This window comes from Leifsonia lichenia (assembly GCF_054780215.1).
Genome location: NZ_BAAGWT010000009.1, coordinates 1 through 17,570 on the forward strand (window position 1 = coordinate 1; position 17,570 = coordinate 17,570).

Annotated in this window: 17 protein-coding genes and 1 tRNA gene; 10 read left to right on the forward strand and 8 right to left on the reverse strand. The window is 69.0% G+C overall.

Annotated features, from left to right (window positions below; all coding sequences use genetic code 11):
- Positions 1-7: 7 nt before the first annotated feature.
- The 5 genes from ACYVGI_RS15065 to ACYVGI_RS15085 form a co-directional block, all read right to left on the reverse strand.
- Positions 8-2,110 (reverse strand): RecQ family ATP-dependent DNA helicase, encoded by a 2,103-nt coding sequence (locus ACYVGI_RS15065; RefSeq protein WP_460633417.1) that lies wholly within the window; start codon positions 2,108-2,110, stop codon positions 8-10.
- A 112-nt stretch (positions 2,111-2,222) separates the two neighbouring features.
- Positions 2,223-3,038, reverse strand: coding sequence for an ABC transporter permease (locus ACYVGI_RS15070; RefSeq protein ID WP_460633418.1), 816 nt, complete (start codon positions 3,036-3,038; stop codon positions 2,223-2,225).
- Positions 3,035-3,967, reverse strand: coding sequence for an ABC transporter ATP-binding protein (locus ACYVGI_RS15075; protein WP_460633419.1), 933 nt, complete (start codon positions 3,965-3,967; stop codon positions 3,035-3,037). The genes ACYVGI_RS15070 and ACYVGI_RS15075 overlap by 4 nt, the downstream gene beginning before the upstream one ends.
- 7 nt (positions 3,968-3,974) lie before the next feature.
- Positions 3,975-4,304, reverse strand: coding sequence for a hypothetical protein (locus tag ACYVGI_RS15080; RefSeq protein WP_460633420.1), 330 nt, complete (start codon positions 4,302-4,304; stop codon positions 3,975-3,977).
- Positions 4,301-6,079, reverse strand: a complete 1,779-nt coding sequence (locus ACYVGI_RS15085) for a PspC domain-containing protein (protein ID WP_460633421.1) — start codon at positions 6,077-6,079, stop codon at positions 4,301-4,303. The genes ACYVGI_RS15080 and ACYVGI_RS15085 overlap by 4 nt, the downstream gene beginning before the upstream one ends.
- 114 nt (positions 6,080-6,193) lie before the next feature.
- Between ACYVGI_RS15085 and ACYVGI_RS15090 the strand changes: the two genes are divergently transcribed.
- Both ACYVGI_RS15090 and ACYVGI_RS15095 read left to right on the forward strand, forming a co-directional pair.
- Complete coding sequence (locus tag ACYVGI_RS15090; RefSeq protein ID WP_460633422.1) at positions 6,194-7,405, forward strand: ATP-binding protein; 1,212 nt, start codon at positions 6,194-6,196, stop codon at positions 7,403-7,405.
- Positions 7,402-8,112 carry a LuxR C-terminal-related transcriptional regulator gene (locus ACYVGI_RS15095; RefSeq protein ID WP_460633423.1) on the forward strand — a complete coding sequence of 237 codons (711 nt, stop codon included), beginning with the start codon at positions 7,402-7,404 and terminating at the stop codon, positions 8,110-8,112. The genes ACYVGI_RS15090 and ACYVGI_RS15095 overlap by 4 nt, the downstream gene beginning before the upstream one ends.
- Before the next feature lie 96 nt (positions 8,113-8,208).
- On the opposite strand, the gene ACYVGI_RS15100 is transcribed toward ACYVGI_RS15095, so the two are convergent.
- Entirely contained in the window at positions 8,209-9,423 is a 1,215-nt protein-coding gene (locus tag ACYVGI_RS15100; protein WP_460633424.1) for a pyridoxal phosphate-dependent aminotransferase, read from the reverse strand.
- Positions 9,424-9,617: 194 nt separating this feature from the next.
- Between ACYVGI_RS15100 and ACYVGI_RS15105 the strand changes: the two genes are divergently transcribed.
- From ACYVGI_RS15105 to ACYVGI_RS15135, 7 genes are all read left to right on the forward strand, one after another.
- Positions 9,618-9,690 (forward strand) — tRNA-Trp (locus ACYVGI_RS15105).
- Positions 9,691-9,733: 43 nt separating this feature from the next.
- Complete coding sequence (gene secE / locus ACYVGI_RS15110; protein WP_055890336.1) at positions 9,734-10,006, forward strand: preprotein translocase subunit SecE; 273 nt, start codon at positions 9,734-9,736, stop codon at positions 10,004-10,006.
- A 69-nt stretch (positions 10,007-10,075) separates the two neighbouring features.
- Positions 10,076-10,996, forward strand: coding sequence for a transcription termination/antitermination protein NusG (nusG, locus tag ACYVGI_RS15115; protein WP_460633425.1), 921 nt, complete (start codon positions 10,076-10,078; stop codon positions 10,994-10,996).
- Between the two features lie 120 nt (positions 10,997-11,116).
- Positions 11,117-11,548: a 50S ribosomal protein L11 gene (gene rplK / locus ACYVGI_RS15120; RefSeq protein ID WP_055890341.1), complete on the forward strand. Its 432-nt coding sequence runs from the start codon at positions 11,117-11,119 to the stop codon at positions 11,546-11,548.
- Between the two features lie 74 nt (positions 11,549-11,622).
- A complete protein-coding gene (rplA, locus tag ACYVGI_RS15125; protein WP_460633426.1) occupies positions 11,623-12,312 on the forward strand; it encodes a 50S ribosomal protein L1 in 690 nt (229 codons plus the stop codon).
- Positions 12,313-12,520: 208 nt separating this feature from the next.
- Positions 12,521-14,518 (forward strand): S53 family peptidase, encoded by a 1,998-nt coding sequence (locus tag ACYVGI_RS15130; protein WP_460633427.1) that lies wholly within the window; start codon positions 12,521-12,523, stop codon positions 14,516-14,518.
- Positions 14,519-14,586: 68 nt separating this feature from the next.
- Entirely contained in the window at positions 14,587-15,120 is a 534-nt protein-coding gene (locus ACYVGI_RS15135) for a GNAT family N-acetyltransferase (RefSeq protein ID WP_460633428.1), read from the forward strand.
- On the opposite strand, the gene ACYVGI_RS15140 is transcribed toward ACYVGI_RS15135, so the two are convergent.
- Positions 15,117-16,085, reverse strand: coding sequence for an NADP-dependent oxidoreductase (locus tag ACYVGI_RS15140; RefSeq protein ID WP_460633429.1), 969 nt, complete (start codon positions 16,083-16,085; stop codon positions 15,117-15,119). The two genes, ACYVGI_RS15135 and ACYVGI_RS15140, sit on opposite strands and share 4 nt — an antisense overlap.
- A 139-nt stretch (positions 16,086-16,224) precedes the next feature.
- Here ACYVGI_RS15140 and ACYVGI_RS15145 point away from each other — a divergent pair, with 139 nt between their 5' ends.
- Positions 16,225-16,917 (forward strand): DUF998 domain-containing protein, encoded by a 693-nt coding sequence (locus ACYVGI_RS15145; RefSeq protein WP_460633430.1) that lies wholly within the window; start codon positions 16,225-16,227, stop codon positions 16,915-16,917.
- Here ACYVGI_RS15145 and ACYVGI_RS15150 read toward each other — a convergent pair.
- Positions 16,914-17,555 carry a YqaJ viral recombinase family protein gene (locus tag ACYVGI_RS15150; RefSeq protein ID WP_460633805.1) on the reverse strand — a complete coding sequence of 214 codons (642 nt, stop codon included), beginning with the start codon at positions 17,553-17,555 and terminating at the stop codon, positions 16,914-16,916. The two genes, ACYVGI_RS15145 and ACYVGI_RS15150, sit on opposite strands and share 4 nt — an antisense overlap.
- Positions 17,556-17,570 lie beyond the last annotated feature (15 nt).

Here is a 17,570-nt window from a genome sequence, read left to right on the forward strand (position 1 = left end):
GCGCGCGTCAGGCGCGCAGCGCCGCCGCGAACGGCAGCACCGCGGAGGCGCCCGACGTGCGCAGCGCGCGGCCTGCGACCGTGATCGTCCAGCGGCTGTCGACCAGGTCGTCCACCAGCAGCACGGGCACGCCCTGCGGCAGGTCGAGCGCGTCGGCGGAGAAGCGGTTCCAGACCGAGGACAGCCGGAACGCGCTATTCCCTCCCGCTTCGCCGGACGGCCCGCCATCGAGGAGGTCGAGCGTTCCGAGGAACGGCAGACGACCTGCGTCGGCGAATCCCCGAGCGAGCGTCTGGACGAACTGCGGGCGACGACGCGACGGCATCGCGACCACCGCTGCTGGACGCTCCGCCCAGTTCCAATCGGAGAGCACCCGGATGCACGCGGCAAGCAGGGCGGGCGGGCACGGCTGATCGGCGGCGCCCGCTCCGAGGAGCTCGCGCAGCGGACCACCCCAGCCGAGGTCGGTGAGCCGCGCAAGCGCCCTGCCGGGTTCGAGCTGCTCGTCCTGGCTGATCTTGCCCTTCACCGGGACGCCGAGGCGGTCTGCTCCGGTCGGCCAGAGCTTGCGCGGCTCGATCTCGACGCCGACCCTGTCGAGGGCCGTCGCCACCGACGAGCTGGCCGCCTCCGCGATCGCTGCCGGATACCAGGGGCCGGCGCAGTTGTCGCAGCGACCGCACGGCTGCGCATCCTGGTCGTCGAGTGCGCGCTGCAGGAACATCATGCGGCACTGATCCGTGGACTCGTAGTCGAGCATCGACTGCTGCTCGGCCGTGCGGGCGGCGGCGATCCGCTCGTAGCGTTCGCGGTCGTAGGTCCACGGCGTGCCCGTGCTGACCCACCCCTTCGCGACCCGCTTGACCGCTCCGTCGACGTCGAGCACCTTCAGCAGCAGTTCGAGCGTCGACGGCTTGAGGTCGACCTGGCTCTCCAGCGCGCGCGTCGACTGCGGCTCGGAGTGCAGCGCGCCGAGCACGGCGTCCGCTTTCACCTCGGACGGCATGGATGCGGTGGCGAAATAGTCCCAGATCGCCCTGTCCTCCTGCCCGGGCAGCAGCAGCACGTCCGCGTTGTCGGTGGCACGCCCTGCACGACCCACCTGCTGGTAGTAGGCCACCGGTGACGACGGAGCGCCCAGGTGGACGACGAACCCGAGGTCTGGCTTGTCGAATCCCATCCCCAGCGCGCTCGTCGCGACCAGCGCCTTCACCTCGTTGCGTTTCAGGCGGCCTTCGAGGTCCTCGCGCTCTGCCGTGTCCGTCTGCCCCGTGTACGCGTAGGTCTCGTGCCCTGCCTGCCGCAGCAGGCGCGCGGTGTCCTCCGCCGCCGATACCGTGAGCGCGTAGACGATGCCGCTGCCGGGCAACTGCGCGAGGTTGCTGACCAGCCAGGCCAGCCGGGCGCCGGCGTCGGGGAGGGTGAGCACGCCGAGCCGGAGCGACCGCCTGGCGAGAGGACCCCGGATGGTGAGCACCGCCTCGTGGCTTCCCGTGCCCATCTGCTCCGCGACGTCGGCCACTACGCGCTCGTTGGCGGTCGCCGTGGTCGCCAGCACAGGCACGCCGTCCGGCATCGTGGCGATCAGTTCGCGGAGTCGCCGGTAGTCGGGCCGGAAGTCGTGTCCCCAGTCGGAGATGCAGTGCGCCTCGTCGATCACCAGCAGGCCGCTGCGCGCGATGAGGTCGGGCAGGAACTCGTCGCGGAACTGCGGGTTGTTCAGTCGTTCGGGGGAGACGAGCAGTGCATCCACCGTGTCGTCGCGGAGGCGTTGAGAGACGTCGTCCCACTCGTGGCGGTTGGCGGAGTTGAGCGTGACCGCGCGCACGCCGGCGCGCTCCGCCGCCGCGACCTGGTCGCGCATGAGGGCGAGCAGCGGGGAGACCAGGATGGTCGGCCCAGCCCCGCGCGACCGGAGCACCATCGTGGCGACGAAGTACACCGCAGACTTCCCCCATCCCGTGCGCTGCACCACCAGGGCGCGCCTGCGGTCGTCCACCAGTGCGGAGATCGCTTCGAACTGCCCGTCGTGGAACTCGGCGTCTGGGTTGCCGACGAGTGCGCGGAGGGTCTCGACGGCCTGGTCTCGTGTGGTGCTGGTGGTGCTCATGGACTCATCGTTCCAGAGAGGACCGACGCCGGAGCCCCGCTGGGGCAGATCGGTGGACAACTCGCGGGGGTGGGAAACTCCCGCACGTCCCGCCCGCCCCTGTGCCGCGCGGTCAGGCCCCGTCCTTCCGGATCCACCGGAACGTCAACCGGCACGCCACCAGTCCGGCCACCAGCCAGATCAGCAGCACCACGGCCATCCACCCGAGCTGCCAGCTCCCGCTCGGCTCCTGCGACTCGAACGCGGCTGGCAGGAACACGCTGCGCATCCCCTGTGCGATCCACTTCAACGGGAAGATGCTCGCGATGTTGCGCAGCCACTCCGGCAGCAGGTTGAACGCCAGATACACGCCGGAGATGAACTGCAGCACGAGCACGATCGGGATGATCACCGCCGTTGCGCTCTTGCCCGTTCGCGGAACGGCCGACAGCGCGATGCCGAGCACGGCCGAGGTCACGATGCCGAGCGCGTAGATCCACGCGAATCTGAGCCACAGCGCGGGGTCCGTCGGCAGGGCGACCCCGAACAGCAGGCGGGCCATGAGGAGCAGCAGCGCCACCTGCAGGATGCTCGTGACGATCACCTGCCCCATCTTCCCGATGAAGTACGACACCACGGGCAGAGGGGTGCCGCCGAGGCGTTTCAGGGTGCCGTCGCTCTTCTCCACCGCGATGTCGACGGCGAGGTTCTGCACGCCGCTCAGCAGGATGCCCGCCGCGATCATCCCCGGCAGGTAGTACGCGGCCTGCGTGATGCCGCCGGAGCCGTCCGGCGCGGCGCCGACCTTGCCGAGCCCCTGGAAAGCGACCGAGAAGATCCCGAGCATGACGACCGGAAAGAGGAAGGTGAAGAAGATCGTGTCCGCCTGGCGGAAGTAGGTGAGCACCTCGTACCGGATGCGGACGAAGCCCAGCGGGATGGTCCTCATGCTGCCGACCCCCGAGACGCAGCGCCCGAGCCCGCGCCCGCGCCCGAGCCCGGGCCCGCACCCGCGACCTCCGCCGCCTGCACCAGCCCCAGGTAGACGTCCTCAAGGCTCGGCCGGATCACCTCCAGGTCGCGCGGCTCGCCTCCGGTCTCGGCCGTCAGCCGTGCGACGACGGCGGCGGGCGTCTCCGTCCGCTCCTCGCGCACCTGTCCGCTCGCATCCCGCCACCGGACGATCGGGATGCGAGCCGCCCTGTCGCCGATCGTGTCCACGGCCCCGATGTCGATCAGTTCGCCGCGTGCGATCACCGCGACCCTGTCGCTGAGCTGCGCGGCCTCGTCGAGGTAGTGCGTGGTGAGCAGGATCGTCGTCCCCTCGCGCTTGAGCTCGCGGATGAGCTGCCAGAACTCGCGTCGCGCCTCGGGGTCGAAGCCGGTCGTCGGCTCGTCGAGGAACAGCAGCTCTGGACGTCCGATCACGCCGAGCGCCACATCCAGTCGTCTGCGCTGACCACCCGACAGGTTCCGGATGCGCACCTTCGCCTTCTCCGCGAGCCCCACCGCTGCGATCAGCTCGTCCACGTTCCGCCGCTCCGGATAGAAGCGGGCGAAGTGCGCCACCTGCTCCCGCACCGTCACGTCGGCCGCCTCGCTGCCGGACTGGAGCACGATTCCGAGTCGAGCCTTCCAGGCCGACCCTCCCCGGCGCGGGTCGATGCCGAGGACGGTGACGTCCCCTCCGCTGCGATCCCGGTAACCCTCGAGGATCTCGATGGTGGTGCTCTTGCCAGCGCCGTTGGGGCCGAGCAGGGCGAAGGTCTCGCCCTGTTCGATGTCGAAGGTCACGCCGCGAACCGCTTCGAACGAGCCGTACGACTTCCGCAGATCGCGCACGACCACCGCTGGACCGCCGGAGGGGTAGGGGCTCATGCCCCCATCATGCCCGTCGACGGCGCTGCGCGCTCCTCACTCCTCCGAGAACGGCGAGTACGACGATGATCCCGCCCGCCACCGCGAGGCCGAGTGCCCACGCGCTCGCCGGGGTGAGAGCCGCGAACCACACCTGAGCGGCGATCAGCCGGTCGCGGGCGGAGAGCACGGCGAGTGTCCCTGCGGCGAACGCGATGAGGATGATGCCCCACACCACGCCGCCCCAGCGGATCTGCGCCGAGCCACGGGATGCGGACGGTCGCGGCTGCGCGCCGACGCCCGTTCCCGTGTCGAAGACGATGGTGGGCTGGTCGTCCTGGTTCCTGTTGTCGCTCATCGTCCGTCCTCCGTCGTGCTGTTCTGCTGTGCGGTACCGTCCGAGAGGACGCTCACCAGGCTGGACTGGTCGACCCGCACCGTCGCATCCGCGGTGGTCGACGGGCCGACGACCAGGCTCACGGTGCAGCGGCCGTCGCCGCCGGGCGTGCAGGTGTGCGCTGTCGTGTCGCCGTCCTGGCCGGTGATGTTGACGCCGGTGCCGTCCGTCACCGCCACGAGCCTGACGGTCGCGCCGCCCACGAGGACGACCTGCGTCTGCCCGGTGCCTTTCACCAGGTCGATCACCGGCGTGCCTCTGCCGGAGAGCACGGTGTCGTCGATGCTGATCGTCGTGTCGCCGTACGCCTGGGCGTACTGGCTGCTGCCAGCAGGCTGCAGGAACGCGCCGTCGAAGACGAGCTGCCTGTCGCGCGGCACCCAGGCCGATACCAGGGTGACGACGGCGAGCAGGATGCCGAGGAAGATGAAGAAGCCGCTCCTGCGACGCGCGAGCCCCGCGATGAGGACGGCGACGCCGAACACGAGCGTCGCGGCTGCGAGGGCGGCCGTCACCCCGTAACCGGACAAGCCGGTCGCCGGTTCCCACACGGCGGAGACGATCGCGGCGGCCACGAGTGCGAGGCCGATCGTCGCCCAGCCGAAGGCCGCGCCGATCCGCGGGTTCGCCGCGCGGTACGCCCTGCGCTGCGCTGCAGCCTCAGCGGTGGCGACGGACGCCTGGGCTCGCAGCTCTGCCGCACGCTGCCGCTTGACGGCGCGCATGTCCTCGTTGAGCCTGGCCTTCCACTGGGCGTGCTCCGCCTGCCAGGAGGCGTGTCTGGCGCGCCAGTCCGCGACGTCCTGCGAGGAGGCGCCGAGGGTCGGCGCCGGGGGCTCGGACGGTTCGGCCGAGACGTCGAGGGTCGGCTTGGCCGCGGCGGGGTCGGCGCTGGCTGCGGGGTCGGTGCTACCAGCGGGGTCGGCGTTCGCGGCCGGGTCGGTGCCCGCCGCCGGGTCCAGCGGGATGGTGTCTGCCGCATCCGGTGCTGCGGTGGTGCTCGGCGTGGCGTCGGCGGCGTCCGTCGAGCGCTCCTGCTGGGTGGCTGCGCCGGTCGCGTCCGCGGTCCAGACACCAGGGCCAGGGGCACCGGCAGCAGCGCCGGTGGCCGCGGAGGCCGTGGAGGCAGCCGAGGCGGAGGCGGCGAAGGCGGAACCGTTCGAACCGGTGCCAGCGGACCGGTTCGTGCCCCACGCATCCCGCCCCCAGTTTCCGCGCACGGCCCACACGATCAGCCCGGCGATCAGCGCGAGCACGATCAGCGTCCAGATCACGCGCCCGATCACGTCGCCCAGCGACGGAGAGCCCCAGAAGCCGCCGTTCGCCCACCAGAGGCCAGGAGCCCACGGCAGCAGCGCCAGCAGCGCAAGCACGCCGATGCCGACGATGGCGGGCTGGAAGTCGCCGTCGAACAGCCGCTGCAGGTGGATGCGGTTCTCCCTGTCGGGCAGGAGCGCCCACGCCGCGGCGTAGATGAGCAGCATCGGGGCGCCGAGGATCGCGGCGACGACCACGATGCCGCGGACGATCAGGGGGTCAATGCCGATGCGGTTGGCCACACCGGCGCAGACGCCTCCGAGCCAGCCGTCCGAACGCACAATGCCGAGGCCGCGCATCCAGGTGAAGAAGGTGGTGCCGCGTCCGGCGAGGCCGCTGGCAGGGCCGCCGTATGGCGCGCCTGGCGTTCCTGGCGAGGGTGGCGGCGGGGGCGGGGTGGTCGAGTCGTGCTGTGACATGCTTCGATCCTGGCGCGGGCGGTCAGGGCGCCGGTATCGGGTATCACCCTGAGTCGTCCCTGATTCCCGGCGCCCGGGGTGTCGGGGATGGGCGGAGTCTGCTTGGATTTCACCGTGACCGACACCGTCGCGCCAGGAAGCGCGCCCGCCGCCCGCCCTCCGCGGGTTCCGCTGGCGCGCCCGCGGACGTGCGAGCTCAGCGGCGTGAGCGTCGCGCTCGCCGACCACCTCGGCTGGTCGGTGACGATGGTGCGCTGGCTGTTCGTCGCCCTCGGTCTGGTCGGCGGTGCCGGCGTGCTCCTCTATCTCTGGCTGTGGGCGCTCACCCCGCTGCGCCAGGCGACGGCGGCCGATCCGCAGGAGCAGGTGGTGCGCCGCATCCCCGTCTCCTGGTTGCTGCTGGGGGCGTCCGGTGTGGCCGGGGTCGCTGCCGTGGCGCTCGCCGCGGTCGGATCGTCTCCGTTCGGGCAGCTCGCCGCGATCGGTGCGAGCATCCTGTTCGCCGTGGCCTGCGTCGCCTGGGATCAGCTCGTCGACGTCGTCGCTCGCGGTCCTGCCGCATCGCGCACCCTGCGCATCGCCGCCGGTGCGTTCCTCGTCGTGATCGCGGTCGCGTTGAGCTCGCTGGTCGACAGGGCGGGCACTGGCTGGCTGTGGCTCGGGATCATCGCATCCACGTTCGCGGGAGCCGCCGTCCTCGTCGGCCCGTGGGCGCTGCGGCTGTGGCGCGAGCTGATCGCAGAACGCACGGCGCGCATCAAGGAGGAGCAGCGGGCGGAGATCGCGGCGCACCTGCACGACTCCGTGCTGCAGACGCTCGCGCTCATCCAGAACAGGGCAGGTGCGTCGAGCGAGGTCGCCCGCATCGCCCGGGCGCAGGAACGCGAACTGCGCGAGTGGCTCTATGCGGACGCCGGCGACGACAGGGATGCGCAGATCCGCGACCTCGCCTCCGACCTGCGATCCGCCGCGGCCGCCCTCGAGATCGATCACGCCGTGCACTTCGACGTGGTCGCCGTCGGCGAGCCGGTCGAGCACGCGCCGTCGGAGCTCGCGGCCGCCGCCAGGGAGGCCATGCTGAACGCGGCACGCCACGCGGGCGGAGAGGTCTCGGTGTACGTCGAGAGCCGCGCAGGCGGCGTGGACGTGTTCGTCAGGGACCGCGGCCACGGCTTCGACGTCGACGCACTGCCGGAGGGCAGGCTCGGCGTGCGAGAGTCGATCATCGGCCGGATGCGCAGGGCGGGCGGACACGCCACCGTCACCTCGCGCGACACCGGCACGGAAGTACAGCTCAGCATCGAGTACGCGAACGAGGCACCATGACAGACCACCAGAACGACGCACCGGATGCACCGGACGCCGCCGCCGCATCCACCCCGGCCCCGATCACCGTCGTGATCGTCGACGACCACTCCATCTTCCGCTCCGGCCTGCGCGCCGACCTCGACCACAGGCTCACCGTGGTGGGAGAGGCCGCCGATGTGGATGCGGCGGTCGCTGTCATCCTGGCCACGCGCCCCGCCGTCGTCCTCCTCGACGTGCACCTGCCAGGCGGCCAGGGCGGCGGGGGAGCCGAAGTGGTGCGGAAGACCATCGCCGAGTGCCAGGACACCCGCTTCCTCGCCCTGAGCGTCTCCGACGCCGCGGAGGACGTGGTCGGCGTCATCCGGGCCGGGGCCCGCGGCTACCTCACCAAGGGAAGCTCCGGTGGCCAGGTGAGCGACGCCGTGGTCGGCGTCGCGGGCGGGGACGCCGTGTTCTCACCGCGCCTGGCCGGTTTCGTGCTGGATGCGTTCGGAGCGGCCGCGGGGGAGCAGGCGGAGTCGACGGATGAACTCGACCGGCTGTCGGCGCGCGAGCGCGAGGTGATGCGGCTGATCGCCCGCGGGTACTCGTACAAAGAGGTCGCTGCCGACCTGTTCATCTCGATCAAGACCGTCGAGACCCACGTCTCCGCCGTGCTGCGCAAGCTGCAGCTCTCGTCCCGCCACGAACTCACAGCCTGGGCGCTGGAGCGGAAGCTCCTCTAGCCGCCCCGAAGCAATCGAGCCCAGGATTAATCACCGCTGGAGGGCCGCTATCGGTGAAAAAGCCTGGGCTCGATTGCTTCGGGCGGGGGACGGGAGTCAGGCGCGGTCGGGGGAGGCGAAGAGGCGCTGCATCCGGCGGACGCCCTCGAGCAGCTCGTCGTCGCCGAGAGCGTACGACAGGCGCAGGTAACCGGACGGGCCGAACGCCTCGCCAGGCACGGTCGCGACCTCCGCCTGCTCCAGGATGAGGTCGGCCAGCTCCAGGGACGTGGTCGGCGTCACGCCGCCCCAGGTGCGTCCGAGCAGGCCGGAGACGTCCGGGTAGACGTAGAAGGCGCCTTGCGGCGTCGGGGTGACGATGCCGTCGATCGCGTTCAGCTCGGCGACGATGGTGCGGCGGCGACGGTCGAACGCGAGGCGCATCTGCTCCTCCGGCTCCTGCGTGCCGGTGAGGGCTTCGAGGGCGGCGCGCTGCGAGATGTTGGAGACGTTCGACGACAGGTGCGACTGCAGGTTGGCCGCTGCGGCGACGATGTCGGCCGGGCCGACCATCCAGCCCACCCGCCAGCCGGTCATCGCGTATGTCTTGGCGACGCCGTTCACCAGGATCGTGCGGTCGGCGAGCGCTGGCACGGCCTCGACGATCGAGACGGCCTTCACGCCGTCGTACGTGAGGTTCTGGTAGATCTCGTCCGCGATCACGAACAGGCCGTGCTCGTCCGCCCAGCTCCCGATCTCCTCGACCTGCTCCGGCGAGTACACCGCGCCCGTCGGGTTGGACGGGGAGACGAACAGCAGCACCTTCGTGCGTTCGGTGCGGGCGGCCTCGAGCTGGTCGACCGTCACCAGGTAGCCCTGGTCTGCGCCGGCGAACACGTCCACCTGCACGCCACCGGCGAGAGCGATCGCCTCGGGGTACGTCGTCCAGTACGGGGTGGGGACGAGCACCTCGTCGCCGGGGTCGAGCAGCGTGGCGAAGGCCTGGTAGACCGCCTGCTTCCCGCCGTTGGTGACGACGACACGGGATGCGGGCACCTCCAGCCCGGAGTCCCGTCGCGTCTTCTCCGCGATGGCCTCGCGCAGCTCTGGGAGGCCCGCCGCCGGGGTGTACCGGTAGTTGCGGGGGTCGTTCACGGCCGCGATCGCCGCATCCACGATGTTCTCCGGTGTGACGAAGTCCGGCTCGCCTGCGGCGTAGCTGATCACAGGGCGGCCCTGTGCCTTCAGCGCCTTGGCCTTCGCATCCACCTTGAGCGTGGCCGATTCGGCGATGGATGCGATGCGTCTGGAAATGCGCTGCTGTGCGGTCACGGGGCCCAACTTTACAGTGCGGTCCACGTCACATACACTTGGTCGCGGTAGTTGAAATCTGCCAAGCTTTTTTGCGCCCTTTTTCACTTGAGGACGGTCGGCGGAACTGCCTCGCTCGCTGAGGAATCTCCGAGCGTGATCGGCTAGCCTTGGTCGAGAAGGTGCGCGGGAAGGCTACGCGATTTCGCTTTCATAGGGCGGTGGCTCAATTGGTAGAGCAGCGGTCTCCAAAACCGCAGGTTGCAGGTTCGAGTCCTGTCCGCCCTGCAAGTCGTCGCTTCAGGTGGCGACCCACGAAAGGTGTAACAAGGTGGCCCGAAAAGTTATCGACGAGCCGAGCGAGGAAATCGTCGCCAACGCGAAGAAGGACCGCGCCGCAAAGCGTGGACCCTTCGCACGGATCGCTCTGTTCATCCGCCAGGTCATCGGCGAACTGAAGAAGGTCGTCACCCCGACGCGCAAAGAGCTCCTGAGCTACACGGGAGTCGTGCTCGTCTTCGTGGTGATCATGATGGCGCTCGTGTCCCTGCTCGACTGGATCTTCGGACTCGGAGTCGTCTGGGTCTTCGGAAACCCGTCCTGAACCCGCGCCAACGTCACGGCCTTCCCGAGAGCCGCATGACCGGCTACCGACAGAAATGGAATGAATTCAGTGTCTGAGACAAATCGCGACGACGTGGACTGGGCGACCGCAGCCGAGCAGTCCTCCGAAGACGATGAGGCGCAGACCGGCAACGTTCTGGCCAGCGAAGAGGAGTCGGTCGACGCAGCGGAGCACGAAGCCCTGCACGTCGTCGCAGAAGACGGCACCGAGATCGACCTGGATGCGGTCCTCGACGCGATGGCGGAGGCCGTCGACCCCGAGGCCGACCGTGCCGTCGACGAGGCCCTCGAGATCGACGACGACCAGGAGGCGGAAGCCGCCGTCGAGGCCGTCGAAGACGAGGACGAGGCAGCGACCGATCCGTACGAGGAGTTCCGCGCCGAACTGCGCAGCAAGATCGGCAAGTGGTACGTCATCCACTCGTACGCCGGTTTCGAGCGCCGCGTGAAGTCGAACATCGAGAACCGCATGGTCTCCATGAACATGGAGGACTTCATCTTCGAGGTCCAGGTTCCGATGGAAGACGTGGTCGAGATCAAGAACGGCCAGCGCAAGATGGTCAACCGCGTGCGCATCCCCGGCTACGTGCTGGTGCGCATGGACCTCAACGAGGACAGCTGGTCCGTCGTGCGGCACACGCCGGGCGTCACCGGCTTCGTCGGTAACGCGCACAACCCCACCCCCCTGCGCTTCGAAGAGGCCTTCTCGATGCTGAAGAGCCTCGTGCAGGTCGAGGCCGCTCCGGCGAAGGGCGCAGCGAAGGGCCAGAAGGCCGCGCAGCGCGTCATCCCCGCCGAGGTCGACTTCGAGATCGGCGAGACCATCACGATCAAGGAAGGCTCGTTCGCGGGCCTGCCCGGTTCGATCAGCGAGATCAAGCCGGAGAGCGGCAAGCTCACCGTCCTCGTCTCCCTGTTCGAGCGCGAGACCCCGGTCGAGCTCAGCTTCGACCAGGTCACCAAGCTCTGACGGAATAAGAGCCCCCAGCACCCAGTTTTCTAGAACACCGGATCTCGGAAAGGCCGAGAAACCGGGAGAGCCGTTCGGGATCGCATCCCGAACGCTCGAATACACAAAGAAGGAAGAAACATGGCACCGAAGAAAAAGGTCACTGGTCTGATCAAGCTTCAGATCAACGCCGGCGCCGCCAACCCCGCCCCGCCGATCGGTCCGGCGCTGGGTCAGCACGGCGTCAACATCATGGAGTTCTGCAAGGCGTACAACGCGGCGACCGAGTCGCAGCGTGGCAACGTCATCCCGGTGGAGATCACCGTCTACGAGGACCGTTCGTTCACGTTCGTCCTCAAGACGCCCCCGGCTGCCGAGCTCATCAAGAAGGCCGCAGGCGTCCCCAAGGGCTCCGGCGTCCCGCACACCACCAAGGTCGGCAAGCTGACCCAGGAGCAGGTGCGCGCGATCGCCGAGCAGAAGATGGTCGACCTGAACGCGAACGACATCGACGCAGCGTCGAAGATCATCGCAGGCACCGCCCGTTCGATGGGCATCACGGTCGAGGCGTAAGCCCTCGTCCTTCACAGACACATCCGTGGCAGAGCCGGCCAGGCTCGCACCACATTCTCGACAGGAGAAACCACATGGCACAGAAGTCAAAGGCCTACCGGGCCGCGGCCGAGAAGATCGAGTCCGGAAAGTTCTACACCCCCACCGAGGCCGTCACGCTGGCGCGTGAGACCGGCTCGAGCAAGTTCAACTCGACCGTCGAGGTCGCGCTGAAGCTCGGCGTCGACCCGCGCAAGGCGGACCAGATGGTCCGCGGTACCGTCATTCTTCCTCACGGTACCGGCAAGACCGCGCGCGTCATCGTGTTCGCGACGGGTCCGGCCGCCGAGGCCGCGATCGCCGCCGGCGCTGACGAGGTCGGCGGCGCCGAGCTCATCGAGAAGGTCGCCGCTGGATACACCGACTTCGACTCGGCTGTCTCCACCCCGGAGCTCATGGGCCAGGTCGGCCGTCTCGGTAAGGTGCTCGGCCCGCGCGGCCTCATGCCGAACCCGAAGACCGGCACGGTGACCCCGGACGTGGCCAAGGCCGTCTCCGACATCAAGGGTGGAAAGATCGAGTTCCGCGTCGACAAGCACGCCAATGTGCACTTCGTCGTGGGCAAGGCGGCCTTCACCGCCGAGCAGCTCGACGAGAACATCAAGGCTGCGCTCGAGGAGATCATGCGTCTCAAGCCGTCCTCTTCGAAGGGCCGTTACGTGCAGAAGGGCGCCGTGTCGACCACGTTCGGTCCCGGCATCCCGCTGGACGTCAACGCCATCTAGGCAGACTCGTTTCGTTCGAAAAGGCCGTCTCCGGTTTCCGGAGGCGGCCTTTTCTGCGTTTCGATGCTGCTCGGCGCTGAGAATTCTTCAGCCGTGTAAAAGAATGCAACAGAACTGTCTACCCCTCTTGTGGCGGTAGAACTCAGGGGTCTACTCTCGCGATTGGCGCGCGTCGCGCGCCGCTCACTGTCGAGTAAGGATCAACTTCATGACAACTCGCACCACCAGACGCGTCCTTCACAAAAGGACCGTCGGAATCATCGCCACCGCGGCCGCCGCGGTGGCTTTGTCGATGGCGGGGACCGGAGCAGCGAACGCGGCCGACAGGGTCACCTTCGCCGACTCCGTGCCGAGCTGGGCGACTGCAGCAAACGATGCAGGGGCCGCCCCGACGGACGAGACAGTCCAGGGCGAGATCTATCTCCCCCTGCGCGACCAGAACGGCGCGGAAGCGCTCGCGAAGGCCGTCTCGAATCCGGTCACCTCAGGCTTCCGCAAGGCGCTCAGCCCGAGCCAGTGGATCAACCGGTTCTCGCCGACCCAGGCGGACTCGGATGCTGTCGTCAGCTTCCTGAAGACCGCCGGTCTCACGATCACCGCCGTCCCGGCGAGCAGGCAGTACGTCGTCTTCCGCGGAACGCCGGACCAGCTCGGCTCGATCTTCGGAACGTCGCTGCACTCGTTCGACTACGCGGGCAAGAAGCTCGTCGCGCCGACCTCCGCACCGTCGCTCCCCGCCGCGGTCGGCACGAAGGTGTCCGGCATCAGCATCGAGCAGTCGCGCACGCTGACCAAGCCGGACTCGATCAAGCAGGGCGACCTCGGCGCATCCGGAACCCCGCAGCTCAGCCGCAAGGCAGCGGCGGCACCGGTGGTCGCGACGCCGTGCTCGCACTACATCGGTGAGCACGTGGTGACGGTTCCGCCGAGCTACAACGGCCAGACGCAGTACAGCACGTACAACTGCGGGTACACCCCGTCGCAGTTGCGCACTGCGTACGGCCTCGACAAGCTCAGCAAGAGCGGCGTGAACGGGTCGGGCCAGACGGTCGCGATCATCGACGCGTACGCGAGCCCGAGCATCGTGAAGGACGTCAACTCCTACTCGCAGCAGTACGGCGAGCCCGGGCTGAACAACTCGAACTACCAGCAGCTGGTTCCGAAGCCGAGTGACTTCACCGACCAGGAGCTGTGCCAGCAGCCGAGCGGGTGGCAGGGCGAGCAGACGCTCGACGTCGAGTCCGTGCACGGCATCGCACCGGGTGCGCGCATCCTGTATGTGGGCGGCACGGACTGCAGCGGGGGCCTCGACGTCGCGATGTCGAAGATCCTCGACAACAAGCTGGCCACGATCGTCAGCAACAGCTACGGAAACGTCGGAGAGGCCGTCCCCGCCGATGTGATCCAGGGCGAGGTCAACCTGCAGCTCCAGGCTGCGGGCGAGGGCATCGGCCTGTACTTCTCGAGCGGTGACAACGGCGACGAGGTCGCGAACCTCGGCTACCCGTCGCCCGACTTCCCCGCCTCCTCCCCGTGGGTGACCTCGGTGGGCGGCACGAGCCTCGGCATCGACAAGAACAGCAAGATCGCCTTCGAGACGGGCTGGGGCGACACCGTCGGCCAGATCGTCAAGAACCCGGACGGCACGCTCGCATACGCCCAGCCGCTGCCCGGTACGCGGTTCGTCGGCGGGGCAGGTGGCGGAGTGAGCGCTGTGTTCGCTCAGCCCGACTACCAGAAGAACGCCGTGCCTGCCGCGCTGGCGAACGGACACCGCGTCTCTCCGGATGTGGCCGCCCTCGCAGACCCGTACACCGGGTTCTCGATCGGCATCCGCCCCATCATCGACGACAGCACCCTGGAGACGGGCGACTACGTGAACGAGACGTACGGCGGAACCTCGCTGGCCACTCCGATCGTGGCGGCCCAGATCGCGATCGTGCAGCAGGCGACGCACGCACAGATCGGGTTCGCGAACCCGACCCTGTACGGCATCAAGCGCATCCTGCCGAACGCGTTCCGCGACGTGCTGCCGCAGAACCCGACGCAGGCCGTGGCGTACACCAGCGCCACCAGCGGCAACAGCTACCTGGTCTCCTTCGATCAGGACACCACGCTGAAAACCGCGAAGGGCTACGACGACGTCACCGGCCTCGGTGGTGTGTCGTTCAACCTGCTCTCCCTGGTCGCGGCAGGACGTCACTAGCGTCCGCGTCGCACCGAACGGCCGGTCGTCCCTTCTGGGGCGGCCGGCCGTTTCAGTATGGTGGTCTGGTGACCGTCACCATCCGCTCAGCAGAGGCACGGGATGCGCGGGGCCTCGCCGCCGTCGCCGCCGTGACCTTCCCCCTCGCCTGCCCACCGCACACCACAGAGGAGGCGAAGGCGGCGTTCGTCGCGACGATGCTCTCCGAGGAGAGATTCGGCGAATACCTCGCAGACGACGCCCGCGTGCTGCTGATCGCGGAGGACGAGAACGGCGAGGCAGTGGGGTACACGATGGTGAACCTCGGAGAGCCGGCGGACTCCGATGTGAGCGCCGCCATTCGCATCCGCCCGTCGAGCGAGCTGAGCAAGTGCTACGTGATGCCCGGCCACCACGGTGCCGGTGTGGCGAGCGGGCTCATGGAGGCGAGCCTCGCGGCGGCTGCGCAGGCCGGTGCATCCGGGATGTGGCTGGGCGTCAACGAGGAGAACGCCAGGGCGCAGCGCTTCTACGCCAAGAACGGGTTCGAGCGCGTCGGCTCCAAACAGTTCCTGGTCGGAGACCGGCTGGAGGACGACTGGGTGATGGAGCGGGCGCTCTAGCCCTCCGCCACCTTCAGCACGATCTTGCCGCGCGTGTGGCCGGACTCGATCGCGCGGTGGGCGTCCGCGATCTGTTCGAGCGCGAAGATCTGATCGACGTGCACGCGCACGTTGCCGGACTCCAGCAGCCGGGAGATCACGGCGAGGGTGTTGCCGTCCGGCGCGACTTTGAAGTCGGTGCCGCGGACTCCTGCGGCGGCGGTCTCGTCCTGGAAGGTCGGCCAGCTCCCGGTGGGCGCATTGACGATGAGTCCGCCGGGGCGGAGCACCTTCAGGGAGCGGCTGCCGGTGTCGTCGTGGACGTTCCCGATCAGGTCGATGACCACATCCACTTCGCCGGCGACGTCCTCGAACCGGGTGGTCGCGTAGTCGATGACCGACGACGCCCCGAGTGTGCGCAGCCACGAGGCGTTCGACCCGGATGCCGTCGCCGTCACCTGCGCGCCGAAGTACGACGCGAACTGCACCGCGAAATGGCCGACGCCTCCGCTGCCGGCGTGGATGAGCATCCGCTGGCCCTCGTGCGCCTTCGCCACCTCGACCACCATGCCCCACGCGGTGAGGGCGGCCAGCGGCGCTCCGGCGGCCTCGATGTGCGAGAGCGTCGACGGTTTGCGCACGACGCTGAGGCTCGGCACCGAGACGTACTCGGCGTACGTTCCGCTGAACCGGGGGACCATCACCATCCCGAACACCTCGTCGCCCGGCTTGATGGGATGCGCGCGGTACGGCGACTCGACCACCACCCCGCTGAAGTCGTGGCCGAGCACGGCGGGCAGGTTCCTGATGGCGCCGAACACCCCGCGACCGGCTCTGGTCTTGGCGTCGATCGGATTCACGCTCGCCGCGACCACCTTGACCAGGAACTCCGCGTTCACTCTGTCCGGCGTCGCGATCTCGCCGATCCTCAGCGCGTCGGCGTCGCCCGGCTGGGCGAGAAGCGCGGCTCGCATCGTCTTCTGCATTCGTCGTCCCCTCATCGGCTGCCTCTCAGTCAATCCCGCCAATGCTTCAGGGGTGTTTCGGTCGCGTCACCGCTGATGAACAATGCGTTTCGGATACCCCCAGGACGTTTCCAGGGGCGGTCTGGTTAGGATGCTCCTCGTGAGCAGAGTGCTGCGCGTCGTGCGTCAACCGTTCGCGGCACCCGTGCTCGCGCGCGGCTGGCAGCGCGCCGTGCCGGTGCTCCTCGCGCTCGGCACGATCGCGGTGCTCGGTGGGCTGACCATTATCTGGGCCGCGCGGCTGACCGTGCCGTACCCGGTCTATGTGAGCGAGCTCGGCGCCCAGGGCGCTCCGACTGCGACGCCGTTCGCCATCGCGCTGCTGTGCATCGCGGCCGGCGGGTTCTCGATCGCGCTGGCGAGCGGGCACATCCGGTCGTCGGCCAGGCTGCTGAGCAGGTGGGCTCCCGCTGTCACCCTCGGCTTCGCGGCGATCTGCTTCGTGATCGCGTCGCAGGTCACCTGCACCGCTGCGTGCCCTGTGCCGCTCGCGGACCCGCGGTCGACCGTGCAGGATCTCGTGCACACGACCACGGCCGTGCTCGGCTTCGCTGCGGCGTGCTACGCGATGCTGCAGGTGGCCTTCGCCTCCACCGTGCCGAGGGTGGCCAGGTTCTCGCTGGTGAGCTGCTTCGCGGTCGCCGCCATCACCATCGTGGGCGGCCTGCTCGCGCTCGTGCACATCGCGACGGACGTGGGAGCGTGGCTGGAGCTGATCGGCACGACCGTGGCCATCGCGTGGCTGGCGATCTACTCGCTCACCCTGGTGCGCGTTCCTGTCGTCGCCGACTAGGACGGCTGCGGGCTGGTAGCGCGGCGCAGCGCGTCGATGAGGTCGCCTGCCAGCGCGACGAGCTTCGCGATCTCGGTCTCGTCGCGGTCGACCCACCGGCACTCAGGTTCGTCGTGCAGCGGAACGAAACCGGAGTGCTGCTCCCAGACGAACAGCGTGCGCTCGGCTCCGAGCACGTACTGCTGCCACCAGATCTGCCGCAGATAGTTGCGCGGGATGCTGCGGAACGGCTTGTTCGTGGTCTTGATCTCCGCCAGTTCGATGCTGCCGCTCGCGCGGACGGTCAGGCCGTCCGGTGTCGCGAGGTGACGCCTGTCCCGCACGGCGTGATAGAGCGCATCCGATGGCTGGATGCCGTGGGTGGCGGCCACCCACGCGGCGATCTCCGGCTCGCGGGTGCGGCCGTGCTGCGTGTAGACGTTGCCGGAGAACCCGGTGCCGTGCAGTTTGTCGTACGCGGCTGACTGCACGGAGCGCGGCGTGGAGAGCTTGGCGACGTCGGTGGCGGTGATGCCGCGGCTGCGGGCGCGCAGCCAGCCGACCCTGTCGCTGGAGTGCGCGACGACCCTGGTGAGGTGCCCGCGGAGGACGCGGTCCGCATCCGGTGCTTCGAGCTGGAACTCGAGCTCGGCCTGCACGCGTTCCGCCTGCAC

Excerpts from the sequence above, each read along its gene's own strand:
- ACYVGI_RS15065 (WP_460633417.1), bottom strand. The coding sequence starts at position 2,110 with ATGAGCACCACCAGCACCACACGAGACCAGGCCGTCGAGACCCTCCGC.
- ACYVGI_RS15070 (WP_460633418.1), bottom strand. The coding sequence starts at position 3,038 with ATGAGGACCATCCCGCTGGGCTTCGTCCGCATCCGGTACGAGGTGCTC.
- ACYVGI_RS15075 (WP_460633419.1), bottom strand. The coding sequence starts at position 3,967 with ATGAGCCCCTACCCCTCCGGCGGTCCAGCGGTGGTCGTGCGCGATCTG.
- ACYVGI_RS15080 (WP_460633420.1), bottom strand. The coding sequence starts at position 4,304 with ATGAGCGACAACAGGAACCAGGACGACCAGCCCACCATCGTCTTCGAC.
- ACYVGI_RS15085 (WP_460633421.1), bottom strand. The coding sequence starts at position 6,079 with ATGTCACAGCACGACTCGACCACCCCGCCCCCGCCGCCACCCTCGCCA.
- ACYVGI_RS15095 (WP_460633423.1), top strand. The coding sequence starts at position 7,402 with ATGACAGACCACCAGAACGACGCACCGGATGCACCGGACGCCGCCGCC.
- rplK (WP_055890341.1), top strand. The coding sequence starts at position 11,117 with ATGGCACCGAAGAAAAAGGTCACTGGTCTGATCAAGCTTCAGATCAAC.
- rplA (WP_460633426.1), top strand. The coding sequence starts at position 11,623 with ATGGCACAGAAGTCAAAGGCCTACCGGGCCGCGGCCGAGAAGATCGAG.
- ACYVGI_RS15130 (WP_460633427.1), top strand. The coding sequence starts at position 12,521 with ATGACAACTCGCACCACCAGACGCGTCCTTCACAAAAGGACCGTCGGA.
- ACYVGI_RS15140 (WP_460633429.1), bottom strand. The coding sequence starts at position 16,085 with ATGCAGAAGACGATGCGAGCCGCGCTTCTCGCCCAGCCGGGCGACGCC.